Origin of the sequence: Buchnera aphidicola (Aphis glycines), from assembly GCF_001280225.1 — a bacterium.
GTDB classification, from domain to species: domain Bacteria; phylum Pseudomonadota; class Gammaproteobacteria; order Enterobacterales; family Enterobacteriaceae; genus Buchnera; species Buchnera aphidicola_E.
Map to the genome: position 1 here is coordinate 39,427 of NZ_CP009253.1, position 12,609 is coordinate 52,035.

Sequence of the window (12,609 nt, forward strand, 5' to 3'; positions counted from 1 at the left end):
GTTGGAGTGAAACTTTCGAAGGTTTTAAAACTATAGGGTAATTTAATATATTAAATATTTTTTTATTCATTTTCTAATTCAATATTAATTCCTAACGAACGAATTTCTTTTAATAAAACGTTAAATGACTCGGGCATTCCAGGTTCCATTTGATGATTACCGTCTACAATATTTTTGTACATTTTAGTTCTTCCATTGACATCATCAGATTTAACAGTTAACATTTCTTGTAACGTATAAGAAGCTCCATACGCTTCTAATGCCCAAACTTCCATTTCACCAAATCGTTGACCACCAAATTGAGCTTTTCCTCCTAGCGGTTGCTGGGTTACAAGGCTGTAAGAACCAGTGGATCGAGCGTGCATTTTATCGTCTACTAAATGATTTAATTTTAACATATACATATAACCAACTGTAACTGGTCTTTCAAATTTTTCACCTGTTCTACCGTCAAATAAAAAAATTTGACCGGATATAGGTAAATTTGCAAATTTTAACATTTGTTTTATTTCGTTTTCTTTTGCCCCATCAAATACTGGTGTGGCAATAGGCATACCTTTTCTTAAATTTTTTGCTAAACTTAAGACTTCTTCATTTGAAAATTCTTCTAAATTTACTTTTTGTCTTAAATTGTCTCCTAAGTTGAAAGTTTTTTGAATAAATTTTCTTAATTCAGAAATGTTTTCTTGTGTTTTAAGCATTTTGTTAATTTGGTCTCCGATGCCTTTTGCAGCCATTCCTAAATGTGTTTCTAATATTTGCCCAATATTCATACGTGATGGTACTCCTAAAGGATTTAATACAATATCTACTGGTATACCATTTTCATCATATGGCATGTCTTCAACAGGGTTAATTTTAGAAATAACTCCTTTATTTCCATGTCGTCCAGCCATTTTATCACCAGGTTGTATTTGACGTTTTACTGCTAAGTATACTTTTACTATTTTTAGCACTCCTGGTGCAAGATCATCACCTTGTATTATTTTTCGCCGTTTTATTTCTGTTTTTTTTTCAAATTCTTTTTTTAATTCATTATATTGTTGTGCAATTTGTTCTATTTCTTGTTGTTTATTTACTTCTCTTATATTAATTTTAAGGCATTTTTCAAAAGACAATTTATTTAAATGTTCTATTTTTATCCCGCAAGATAAGAGAGTTTTTTTGATTTTTAAAAATAAGCTTAATTGAAATATTTTAAATTCTTCTGTAAGATCTTTTTTTACTTTTTTAAGCTGCATATCTTCAATTTCTAAAGTTCTTTTATCTTTTTTTACACCATCTCGTGTAAAAATTTGAACATCAATTACAGTTCCAGATACCCCATTTGGAACTCTTAATGATGAATCTTTTACATCAGATGCTTTTTCACCGAAAATAGCGCGTAGTAATTTTTCTTCTGGTGTTAATTGTGTTTCTCCTTTAGGAGTTACTTTTCCTACTAAAATATCTCCTCCAGTTACTTCTGCTCCAATATATACAATACCTGATTCATCTAATTTGCATAAAGCAGCTTCTCCTACATTAGGTATATCTGAACTAATTTCTTCAGATCCTAATTTAGTATCTCTAGATATACAGGATAGTTCTTGAATATGAATGGTAGTAAATCGATCTTCTTGTACAACTTTTTCTGAAACTAAGATAGAGTCTTCAAAGTTATATCCATTCCACGGCATAAAAGCCACTCGCATATTTTGTCCTAATGCAAGTTCGCCTAAATCAGTAGATGGTCCATCTGCCAATACATCGCCTTTATTTATTTTTTCATTGAGTTGAACACATGGTATTTGATTAATACAAGTATTTTGATTGGAACGAGTATATTTTGTTAAATTGTAAATATCTATACCTGCTTCTCCAATATATGTTTCCTCTTCATTTACTTTAATTATAATTCGAGAAGCATCTACGTACTGTACTATACCGCTTCTTTTTGCAACAATTGTCACGCCTGAATCTACAGCTACTGCTCTTTCCATCCCTGTTCCGACTAAAGGTTTATCAGTTTTTAAAGTAGGAACTGCTTGACGTTGCATATTAGCTCCCATTAAAGCTCTATTTGCATCATCATGCTCAAGAAAAGGAATTAAAGATGCTCCAACAGATACTATTTGCTGAGTAGATACATCCATATAATCAACTTGATTACAATTGAATAAGCTTGATTCACCTTTGTGTCTACAAGTGACCAAATCATCAACAAAAAAATTATTTTTATCTATGTTTGTATTAGCTTGCGCAATAATATAATTCCCTTCTTCTATCGCGGATAAGTAGTGTATCTCTTTTGTAACTAATCTATTTTTTACTTTTCTATAAGGTGTTTCCAAAAAACCATATGAATTAGTTCTTGCATATACTGATAATGAATTAATTAATCCAATATTAGGACCTTCTGGAGTTTCTATTGGACACACTCGACCGTAATGTGTTGGATGCACATCTCTTACTTCAAAACCAGCTCTTTCTCTAGTTAAACCACCTAATCCTAAAGCTGAAATTCTTCTTTTATGTGTAATTTCTGATAAAGGATTATTTTGATCCATAAATTGAGATAATTGACTAGAACCAAAAAATTCTTTTACAGCTGCGGATATTGGTTTCGCATTAATCATATCTTGCGGCATTAAAGCTTCTAAATCTCCTACTGATAACCTTTCTTTTACAGCTCTTTCTACTCTTACTAAACCAAGTCTAAATTGATTTTCTGCCATTTCTCCTACTGATCTGATTCTTCTGTTTCCCAAGTGATCAATATCATCTACTTCTCCCTTACCGTTTCGGATATCAATTAATTTTTTTATTACATCAATAATATCTTCTTTGTTTAACGTTCCTGAGCCTTTAATTTTTTTGCGTGATAAAGATCTATTGAATTTCATGCGTCCAACAGATGAAAGATCATATCGATCTTCAGAAAAAAATAAATTTTCAAATAAATTTTCTGTAGCTTCTTTTGTAAGAGGCTCACCTGGCCGCATGACGCGATAAATTTCCATTAATGCACTTGTTCTATCGCTTGATGAATCAATGCGAAGTGTTTCTGAAATATATGGACCATGATCTAAATCATTCGTGAAAAGCGTCTCAATATATGAAAAATGTAATTCACGTAATTTATTTAGTATTTCTAAAGATAATTCTGTATTAGCTAAAATAATAATTTCTTTTGTTATTGGGTGGAAATAATTTTTTGATACTATTCTTCCTAGAACGTATTCTACTGGAACCACAATGGATTTAATGGCGAATTGTTTTAGCTCCTGTATGTGTCTTGCGGTAATTCTTCGTCCCTTTTTTATATATATTTTTCCATCTTTTTCAATATCAAAAGAAGCAGTTTCACCTCTTAGTCTTTCTGAAACTAATTCTAGTTCAATTTTTTTATTATCTATTTTAAAAATGTTTTTTTCAAAAAATAAATTTAATATTTCTTCTGTGCTATAGTTTAAAGCGCGTAAAATAATAGTTACAGGTAACTTTCTTCGCCTGTCAATTCTAACAAATAAAATATCTTTTGGATCAAATTCAAAATCTAACCAAGATCCTCTATAAGGAATAATACGAGCATTGTATAAAACTTTTCCAGAAGAATGTGTTTTTCCTTTATCGCTATCAAAAAATACACCAGGACTTCTATGTAATTGAGAAACAACAACTCTTTCTGTTCCATTAATTATAAAAGTTCCATTATTTGTCATTAATGGTATTTCGCCCATATACACTTCTTGCTCTTTGATATCTTTCACTGTAGGTTCTAGTATATCTCGTTCATAAATAACTAATCTTAATTTTACCCTTAAGGGCGCAGAATAAGTAGCTCCTCGTATTTGACATTCTTTAACGTCAAATGTTGTTTCGTCTAGTCGATAACTTACATATTGTAATTCAGAATTACCATTGTAACCGCGTATAGGAAATACTGACTGGAAAGCAGCTTCTAATCCATATTTGCCTTCTGGATCTATTTGAATAAATTTTTTATAAGAGTTCAGTTGAATTGAAAGAAGATATGGTATATCTAAAATTTTAGGACGTTTTCCAAAATCTTTACGAATACGTTTTTTTTCGGTATAAGAGTAAACCATAGGATTCCTATGCTTGTTGGTAGAAAAATAAAAATTTATATTATTATCTTGTAATCTGAAAAAAGAGATATTTTTATTTGAATTATTTGTTTTAAAAATATTTTTTAAAATTTTTTGAATATTCTTTTGTTATACAAAAGGGCTGGTGAATTAAAAACACCAGCCTATATGGAAAGTTAATTAAATAAAAATATATCATTTTATTTAATTTCGATTTCAGCACCAACATCTTCTAAATTTTTCTTAAGTGATTCTGCGTCTTTTTTGTTAATGTTTTCTTTTATAACAGTGGGTGCAGATTCGACTAAATCTTTAGCTTCTTTAAGACCTAAACCAGTTATGCTACGCACACTTTTAATAACCGAGACTTTATTGGGACCAATTGCTTTTAAAAAAACATCAAATTCTGTTTTTTCTTCAGCGTCTTTTTTTTCATTTCCGTTATTAGTCTGCATAGACATATTTGCAGAAACTTCAAATTTTTTTTCCATTTCTGAGATCAGCTCTACAACATTCATTACAGACATTTTTGATATAGCTTCTAAAATTTGCTCTTTAGTGATAGACATAAAAATAATTCCTAATAACGGTTATAATTATTTTAGATGTTGATAAAAACACATCAAAAATAATAACCTCTTTTTAAGAGGTTTCTTTTTTCTGTTTTATAGCAGATAATGTATAAATAAGTTTTCCAGCAGATGATATTTTTAAGACTAGTAAAAGCTTTTCTATTGCTTCTTTATAAGTCGGCATATCTGCAAGTTGATTGATTTCTAAATTAGATAGTAGTTTACCTTCAAATACTGCTCCTGTAATTTTAAATTTTTTATTTTTTTTTTCAAATTTTTTGAATAATCGAGCGCCACTACCTGGATGATTTGTAGAATAAGCTATGAAAGTAGAACCTTTTATAATTTTTTTTAGACATTCAAAATCTGTATTCTTAATCGCTAAAGATAGTAAAGTATTTCGAACAATACTCATTTTTACGCCTAATTTACGTCCTGATTTTCTTAATTTATTTATTTGATTTACAGAAATCCCTTGAGATTGAGCGATTACAGCAGATAAAGCTGAATTAGAAATTTGATTTATTTTAGAAACAATTGTTTTTTTTTTGTTAAGATTTAACGCCATTTTATCGTATTCTCCTCTATTTTAATGTAGAGAAAAGATGTTTTATTAAGTATACTAATTAAAAGAAATAATTGGGATTAGTATTATTGTTTCTTTGTGATTATAAAAAATTTATTAAAATAAATTTTGAATGATTTTAAAAGGGGATATCATTATAAATAATTTTTTTTCTATCGTAAAGCAAAACATATTATTATAAAGATAGATTCGATTGGTCTAAAGTTAAGCCAACTCCCATAGTGCTAGATAAAACAATTTTTTTAATATATATTCCTTTTGAATGTGGTGGTTTTGCTTTTTTTATTGATTCTAAAAAGGTATTTAAGTTATCTTTAATCTGATGTTTTTCGAAATTAATTCTTCCGATAGTAGCATGAATAATACCATTTTTATCATTTCGATAACAAATCTGACCTGTTTTAGCGTTTTGAATTGCTTCAGAAAGATTTGTTGTAACTGTTCCTAATTTAGGATTAGGCATTAATCCGCGAGGTCCTAAGATATGACCTATTTGAGTGACAATTTTCATTGCATCAGGTGATGCAATAACAGTATTGAACGTAATACCTTCTTTTTGTATCTTGCTAGATAAATCTTCCATTCCAATATATTCCGCACCAGCTTTTTTAGCTATTTCAATATTTTCACCTTGAGTGAATACAGCTACTTTGACCGATCGACCTATACCATGTGGTAATATAGTAGTTCCTCGTATATTTTGATCTGATTTTTTTGCATTTATTCCTAAATTAATAGCAATATCAATACTTTCAATAAAACTGACTTTTGATGAATTTTTTAGTAAATCAATTAACTCATCAATATTATATGTTTGTTTAATGTCGATATTTTTTTTTATTATATTCATGCGTTTACTAATTTTGATCATAATTAATCCTCAATAATTAAACCCATAGATTTAGCCGTTCCTTGAATAGATCGAATCATGTTTTGAATATTTGAACCAGTCATGTCTTTTTCTTTGATCTTAGCTATCTCTTCGATTTGTAAATTTGTAATTTTTCCTTTTATTTCTACTTTTGGTTTGCTAGATCCTGATTTAATTCCGGCAGCTTTTTTTAACAAGATAGAAGCTGGAGGTGTTTTTGTAATAAAAGTAAATGAACGATCTGAATATACTGTGATAACGACTGGTATTGGCAAGCCTTTTTCTAAATTTTCTGTTTTTAAATTAAATAATTTGCAAAATTCCATGATATTTACTCCTTTTTGACCTAATGCAGGACCTATTGGAGGGCTTGGATTAGCCATTCCAGCAGATACTTGCAGTTTTATATAAGATTGTATTTTTTTTGCCATTTTTATATTCTCTTTGGTAAAAATATTGTTAATTTTTTTCAACTTGTCGAAAATCTAATTCCACAGGAGTAGATCTTCCAAAAATAGATACAGATACTTTCAATCTACTTTTTTCATAATCTACCTCTTCAACAACTCCGTTAAAATCCGCAAAAGGACCATCATTAACTCGAATCATTTCTCCAGGTTCGAACAAAGTTTTAGGTCTTGGTTTATCGCCAATTTGACGCAGTCTATTAATAATAGTTTCTACTTCTTTATTACTGATTGGTGATGGTTTATCTGATTTACCCCCGATAAAACCTAAAACTCTAGGAATGTTTTTAATTAAATGCCATGTTGTATCTGTCATAATCATTTGAATTAATACATATCCTGGAAAAAATTTATATTCACTTTTTCTGCGTTGACCGCCTCTGATTTCAACAACTTCTTCAGAAGGAACCATTACCTCTCCAAAACAATCTTGCATTTTGTTGATTTTTACATATTCTCGTATTGATTGAGCGACGCGCCCTTCAAAACCAGAATAAGCTTGTAAAACATACCATTTTTTATTTGAACTTTCGTACATTTGTTATAACCTTGAACTATTTTATAACTTTAAACTAATAAAAAATGCAATTAAACGGAATATAATATTATCTATACCCCATAAAATTAGTGACATAAATATTGTCACAAAAATAATGATCAATGTAGTATATAAAGTTTCTTTATATTTAGGCCATATTATTTTTTGCATTTCACTTTTTGATGCTTTGATATATAATAGAATAGATTTTCCTCTTTCTGTATAAATCACAGTATAAATTATGCAAATAACTAAAAAAATTATTAATAAACTTTTAATGAAAAAGTTTATTTTAATTAAATAATTTTTAATTAAAATACACAAAATAAAATTTATACATATAAAAATCCACTTTATTTTCTCTGTATTTTTAAAATTTTTTTTACTAGAAATGAGCATATTAATAGTTTCTCCTGCGAACTATAAAAAATAAAATACTCAAAAAAATGTATTAGAATTCTGAATATTAAATTTTTTATAGTACACATTCTAAAAAAATACTTTAAAAAATTAAAATTTTTTTAAAGATATATTGATTTTAGGATTTATAAAATTTTAAATTAGGTGAGATTTTTGGATTGAATATTATTTTTTTAATTTTTATTTTTATAATGCTGATACCCAGACTTGAACTGGGGACCTCACCCTTACCAAGGGCGCGCTCTTCCTGCTGAGCTATATCAGCAGTAAATTTTTTAGCGGTCAGCGGGAATCGAACCCGCATCATCAGCTTGGAAGGCTGAGGTAATATCCATTATACGATGTCCGCGTTTTTTTATTTTTTGGTGGGAGAAGGATTCGAACCTTCGAAGTCTTAGACGGCAGATTTACAGTCTGCTCCCTTTGGCCGCTCGGGAACCCCACCTTTATAATTTTTGCCGGCTACCGGAATCGAACTGGTGACCTACTGATTACAAGTCAGTTGCTCTGCCTGCTGAGCTAAGCCGGCTTTTTAATATTTTTTAGGATTAATAAAAAATACATTTTTCTTTTTAACATTATATGTTGTTTCTTTTTTATTGCAAGGTTTTTTAAAAAATAATTTCTATATTAAATTATTAACTAATTAAATATAATACGTTAAAAATATGTAATTGCATTTATAATATTTACGAAATCTTTGTTAGTAATTTTACTTTTCCTAAAGAATTAATAAAATCTATTTCAGGTTCTAGTAAGATATTAAATTTTTTTAAAATAGATTTTTGTATTATTTTAGCTAGCATTAGAATTTCTTTTGGATTAGCTGTTTTTTGATTAACTAATACAAGTTTTTGTTTTTTGTAAATCGCTGCATCTCCGATTTGAATTTTATCTACATTAGATTTTTCAATTAACCAAGCAGCTGAAATTTTTATAGATCCATTAATTTGAAAATAATGTGGTATATTTATGTATAAAGATAAAATTTTTTTTATATTGTTTTTAGAAATAATTGGGTTTTTAAAAAAACTTCCTGCATTTCCTAATTTATTAAGATTAGGTAATTTTTTTTTTCTTATTTGGCATATTTCATTGTATATTGTATATGGGTTTATTTGATTGATATTAATATTTTTTAAAAGTCTATTAAATATAATAGGATTCCATTTTTTTAATATTTTTATACCAACAGCAATCACTGCATATCCTTTTTGATATTTATGTTTAAAAATGCTATCACGATAAGAAAATTTACATAGATTTTTTTCGATTCTTATTATTTTTTTATTTTTTAAAGAAATAATATCAACGTATTGGCATATGTTTTTTAATTCCAAACCATATGCACCAATATTTTGAATAGCAGCCGAACCTAAACAACCCGGAATCAACGCTAAGTTTTCTAATCCAAAAAAACCCATTCTTAAAGTATATTTAACTAAATCATTCCATTTTTCTCCTGAAAAAACATGTAATAACCAGTAATATGTTTTTTCTTGAATTTTAATTCCTTTGATTCTATTGATAATAACTATTCCTTTATAGTTTTCTACAAATAATACATTACTACCTTCTCCTAAAATAATATAAGGAATATTAGATGAATAACATTTTTGACAAATATCAATTAATGATTTAATGCTTCTAACAAAAACAATTTTTTTTGCTGTTACATCGATGGAAAATGTGTTTAAATCTTTTAAAGATTTTTGATAAATTTGATTTTTATACATATACATTTTGAAATATTATTGATAGTGTTTTAAAAAAACATTTTTTTTCAATATAAAAATCATATATTTATTTGTGATATTATATGAAATTAAAATATTTTAATGGAGTTTTAAAAATGAGTTTTTTAAAAAGTACATATTATCAAGATATAATGAATCAAAAATTAAATAATTTAAATAAAAAAATACAATGTTCTTTTGAATTTTTTCCTGTTAAAAGTATAGATTTAGAAAATAAATTATTTTCTTCGGTTGTTAAATTAAGTCAATTAAAACCATTTTTTTTTTCTGTTACTTATGGAGCAAATAGTGGTGAGCGAAAAAAAACATATGAAATTGTAAAAAAAATACATGAAAAAACAGGTGTTATAACAGCTCCTCACTTAACTTGTGTTGATTCCACATCAAATGAGATAGAAAAAATAGCAAAATTTTATTGGAGCAATGGTATTCGAAGCATATTTGCATTAAGAGGAGATTCTCATAATACAAATTATCTACATACTATGTATGCTTATGATTTAGTTGTTTTATTAAAAAAAATAGCTGATTTTGATATTTCTGTTGCAGCCTACCCGGAAAAACACCCAGAATCAAAAAGTACTAGATCTGATATTTTAAATTTAAAAAAGAAAGTACATGCAGGAGCTAATCGAGCTATTACTCAATTTTTCTTTGATACTGAAACTTATTTACGATTCCGAGATAATTGTCTTAAAAATAATATAAATGTTGAAATTATACCCGGAATATTACCTATTTATAATTTTGAACAATTAAAACGATTTGCTAAAATGACTAATGTTAGTATTCCATCGTGGATGTTTGAAATTTTTCATGGATTAACTAATGACTTAATTACTCAAAGATTAATAGGTGCAAGTATAGTTATAGACATGATAAAAAATTTATCTATTGAAGGCGTAAAAAATTTTCATTTTTACACCTTAAATCAATCAGATATAGTGTATTCTATATGTCATTTATTTGGTTTTGGAAGTGATTAAATTCTTTTATTTTAACAACAAAATTTTGTTATCAAATTGGTTAAAATATTTTTTGTAGGTTTAATAAAAGAACAATGTAAATATTCGTTTGGATGATGTGCTTGATCAATTGAACCAGGTCCTAAAATTAATGTAGGTGCAATTTTTTTTAAAAATGGTGCTTCTGTGCAATAATTAACAGTCGAAGAATTCATGTTGCAAAGATTTTCTATTGTTTTAACTATGTTATGTTTTTTAGAAATTTCATACGCAGGGATAGAAAAAAAAAGATTTTTTAAAAAAATTCGATTTTCAAACTTTTCTTTAATTTGTTTTAGGGTTTTTTTTAATAAAATTTCAATTGTATTTAAATTCAGTTGAGGTATTGGTCGTATTTCAAAAGTTATACTGCATAATGAACAAACTCGATTAATTGCACTGCCACCTTGTATAGATCCAAAATTCATAGTCGGATGTGCAATAGAAAAATCCTTATGCGAATATTTTTTTTGTATATATTTTTTTAGATTAATTAATTGCTTTATTATTTCATATGCAATTTCAATACTATTCATTTTATTAGAAGAGTCACTTGAATGTCCAGCATCTCCAAAAATATCAATTTTATATGAAACATGACCTTTATGAGCATTGATTAATTTTAAAGATGTTGGTTCACCAACAATAATACAATCTGGTTTGATCTTTGTATTTTCAGAAAAATATCTTGCTCCAGACATATCTGTTTCTTCATTAGCAGTAGCAAGTATATAAACAGGTTTTTTTATTTTTTTGATATTTATAGAAGATATTGTATCTAATAAGAATGCAAAAAAACCTTTCATATCTATTACGCCTAATCCATATATTTTATCGTTTTTTTGAGTTAGCTTAAAAGGATCTGTTTTCCATGTATTTTCATCAAAATCAACAGTATCTGTATGCCCGGAAAATAATAAACCGCCTTGCCCTGATCCAAATGAAGATAACATGTTAAATTTATTGGTATTGGGTATATTTTGTATTTCTATTTCGAAATTTAATTCTGAAAAATAATTGGATAGCAGATCAATGAAAGTTTTATTGCTGAGATCTATGGTCTTATTTTCACTGCTAATTGTAGGTATTTTAATTAATGATTTATATATGTCAATAAAAGAAGGTATTTTTTTTTTCATTTGATAAAATTTATTAAAAATTTTTATCTATTAGAACACATCTGTTTCATAAAGTAAAAATACTAATAAAATTAATAATAAGTATAAATTTTTTGAAATGAATAATGTATTCATCTAATTTTTTATAACGATTTTTTATTTTCTAAGGTTTGAAAGTTTATGTTAAATGTTGTAATTGTCGGTGGGAGTGGGTACTCTGGAGCAGAGTTAGTTAATTATATTTATCGTCATACATTTGCTAGAATAAAAAAGATTTTTGTTTCAAAAAGCAGTATAAATATAGGAAAATTGTTTTCTGATGTACACCCAGAATATACGAACATTATAAGTTTACGATTTGAATCGATTGAAAATGTTTCTTTAATGAAAGAACATATAGATGTTGTATTTTTAGCCACAGATCATCATATTAGTCACAATTTAGTGCCTTTTTTCATCAAACGTAATTATCTTGTATTAGATTTGTCTGGTGCGTATAGGGTAAAAAACACTAAAGTATATTCAAAATATTATGGTTTTTCTCATCTTTATGAAAATGTTTTAAAAAAATCTGTTTATGGATTAGCTGAATGGAATTATAAAAAAATTCAAAAAGCTCAATTAATTTCCATTCCTGGTTGTTATGCTACTTGTATACAATTAGCGTTAAAACCGTTAATAGAAATGAATATTTTATCTAATTCATATATTCCTGTTATTAATGCTATTAGTGGAGTAAGTGGTGCTGGCAGAACTCCAAGTATAAATAATAGTTTTTGTGAAGTTAGTTTAGCTCCATATAATATTTTTAAGCATCGACATACCCCAGAAGTGATAGAGCATTTAGGAATTCCAGTGATTTTCATTCCACATTTAGGTTCATTTAAAAGAGGTATTATTGCTACTATAACATGTAAATTAATAAAAAATTTTAAATTAAATCAAATTCATAATATATATGATAATTTTTATCAAAATAAACCATTGATTAGAATATATCAAAGTACTTTTCCCAGTATTAAAGGAATAGTAAAATTACCATTTTGTGATATTGGATTTACTATTAAAGATAAATATCTTGTGATCGTAACAGCTGAGGATAATTTATTAAAAGGAGCAGCTGCTCAAGCAATACAATGTTTTAACATTCGTTTTGGTTTTTCTGAGACAGAATCGATTATTTGA

11 protein-coding genes and 4 tRNA genes are annotated in these 12,609 nt (G+C 27.3%); 2 read left to right on the forward strand and 13 right to left on the reverse strand.

Annotated elements, in window-relative coordinates:
• Positions 1–62 precede the first annotated feature (62 nt).
• The 12 genes from rpoB to murB form a co-directional block, all read right to left on the reverse strand.
• Positions 63–4,091: a DNA-directed RNA polymerase subunit beta gene (rpoB, locus tag IX46_RS00175; protein WP_053940028.1), complete on the reverse strand. Its 4,029-nt coding sequence runs from the start codon at positions 4,089–4,091 to the stop codon at positions 63–65.
• A 200-nt stretch (positions 4,092–4,291) separates the two neighbouring features.
• Positions 4,292–4,660 (reverse strand): 50S ribosomal protein L7/L12, encoded by a 369-nt coding sequence (rplL, locus tag IX46_RS00180; protein WP_053940029.1) that lies wholly within the window; start codon positions 4,658–4,660, stop codon positions 4,292–4,294.
• Positions 4,661–4,733: 73 nt separating this feature from the next.
• Complete coding sequence (gene rplJ, locus IX46_RS00185; protein ID WP_053940030.1) at positions 4,734–5,231, reverse strand: 50S ribosomal protein L10; 498 nt, start codon at positions 5,229–5,231, stop codon at positions 4,734–4,736.
• A gap of 193 nt (positions 5,232–5,424) precedes the next feature.
• A complete protein-coding gene (gene rplA, locus IX46_RS00190; protein ID WP_053940031.1) occupies positions 5,425–6,120 on the reverse strand; it encodes a 50S ribosomal protein L1 in 696 nt (231 codons plus the stop codon).
• 2 nt (positions 6,121–6,122) lie between these two features.
• Positions 6,123–6,551, reverse strand: coding sequence for a 50S ribosomal protein L11 (gene rplK, locus IX46_RS00195; protein ID WP_053940517.1), 429 nt, complete (start codon positions 6,549–6,551; stop codon positions 6,123–6,125).
• A 28-nt stretch (positions 6,552–6,579) separates the two neighbouring features.
• Complete coding sequence (nusG, locus tag IX46_RS00200; RefSeq protein WP_053940032.1) at positions 6,580–7,125, reverse strand: transcription termination/antitermination protein NusG; 546 nt, start codon at positions 7,123–7,125, stop codon at positions 6,580–6,582.
• A gap of 21 nt (positions 7,126–7,146) precedes the next feature.
• Positions 7,147–7,524 (reverse strand): preprotein translocase subunit SecE, encoded by a 378-nt coding sequence (gene secE, locus IX46_RS00205; protein ID WP_053940033.1) that lies wholly within the window; start codon positions 7,522–7,524, stop codon positions 7,147–7,149.
• A 213-nt stretch (positions 7,525–7,737) separates the two neighbouring features.
• A tRNA-Thr gene (locus IX46_RS00210) sits at positions 7,738–7,810 on the reverse strand.
• 12 nt (positions 7,811–7,822) lie between these two features.
• Positions 7,823–7,894, reverse strand: a tRNA-Gly gene (locus IX46_RS00215).
• 14 nt (positions 7,895–7,908) lie between these two features.
• A tRNA-Tyr gene (locus tag IX46_RS00220) sits at positions 7,909–7,990 on the reverse strand.
• An 11-nt stretch (positions 7,991–8,001) separates the two neighbouring features.
• A tRNA-Thr gene (locus IX46_RS00225) sits at positions 8,002–8,074 on the reverse strand.
• 160 nt (positions 8,075–8,234) lie between these two features.
• Positions 8,235–9,281 (reverse strand): UDP-N-acetylmuramate dehydrogenase, encoded by a 1,047-nt coding sequence (murB, locus tag IX46_RS00230; protein ID WP_053940034.1) that lies wholly within the window; start codon positions 9,279–9,281, stop codon positions 8,235–8,237.
• Positions 9,282–9,397: 116 nt separating this feature from the next.
• Between murB and metF the strand changes: the two genes are divergently transcribed.
• The gene (metF, locus tag IX46_RS00235; RefSeq protein WP_053940518.1) at positions 9,398–10,288 is read left to right on the forward strand and encodes a methylenetetrahydrofolate reductase; all 891 of its coding nucleotides are present in this window, start codon (positions 9,398–9,400) and stop codon (positions 10,286–10,288) included.
• 11 nt (positions 10,289–10,299) lie between these two features.
• Here metF and argE read toward each other — a convergent pair whose 3' ends face one another.
• Positions 10,300–11,445, reverse strand: a complete 1,146-nt coding sequence (gene argE, locus IX46_RS00240; protein WP_053940035.1) for an acetylornithine deacetylase — start codon at positions 11,443–11,445, stop codon at positions 10,300–10,302.
• Positions 11,446–11,604: 159 nt separating this feature from the next.
• Between argE and argC the strand changes: the two genes are divergently transcribed.
• A complete protein-coding gene (argC, locus tag IX46_RS00245; protein WP_053940036.1) occupies positions 11,605–12,609 on the forward strand; it encodes an N-acetyl-gamma-glutamyl-phosphate reductase in 1,005 nt (334 codons plus the stop codon).

What these genes read in the sequence shown, in the direction of transcription:
- rpoB (WP_053940028.1), bottom strand. Translation starts at nt 4,091, where the DNA reads ATGGTTTACTCTTATACCGAAAAAAAACGTATTCGTAAAGATTTTGGA.
- rplL (WP_053940029.1), bottom strand. Translation starts at nt 4,660, where the DNA reads ATGTCTATCACTAAAGAGCAAATTTTAGAAGCTATATCAAAAATGTCT.
- rplJ (WP_053940030.1), bottom strand. Translation starts at nt 5,231, where the DNA reads ATGGCGTTAAATCTTAACAAAAAAAAAACAATTGTTTCTAAAATAAAT.
- rplA (WP_053940031.1), bottom strand. Translation starts at nt 6,120, where the DNA reads ATGATCAAAATTAGTAAACGCATGAATATAATAAAAAAAAATATCGAC.
- rplK (WP_053940517.1), bottom strand. Translation starts at nt 6,551, where the DNA reads ATGGCAAAAAAAATACAATCTTATATAAAACTGCAAGTATCTGCTGGA.
- nusG (WP_053940032.1), bottom strand. Translation starts at nt 7,125, where the DNA reads ATGTACGAAAGTTCAAATAAAAAATGGTATGTTTTACAAGCTTATTCT.
- secE (WP_053940033.1), bottom strand. Translation starts at nt 7,524, where the DNA reads ATGCTCATTTCTAGTAAAAAAAATTTTAAAAATACAGAGAAAATAAAG.
- murB (WP_053940034.1), bottom strand. Translation starts at nt 9,281, where the DNA reads ATGTATAAAAATCAAATTTATCAAAAATCTTTAAAAGATTTAAACACA.
- metF (WP_053940518.1), top strand. Translation starts at nt 9,398, where the DNA reads ATGAGTTTTTTAAAAAGTACATATTATCAAGATATAATGAATCAAAAA.
- argE (WP_053940035.1), bottom strand. Translation starts at nt 11,445, where the DNA reads ATGAAAAAAAAAATACCTTCTTTTATTGACATATATAAATCATTAATT.
- argC (WP_053940036.1), top strand. Translation starts at nt 11,605, where the DNA reads ATGTTAAATGTTGTAATTGTCGGTGGGAGTGGGTACTCTGGAGCAGAG.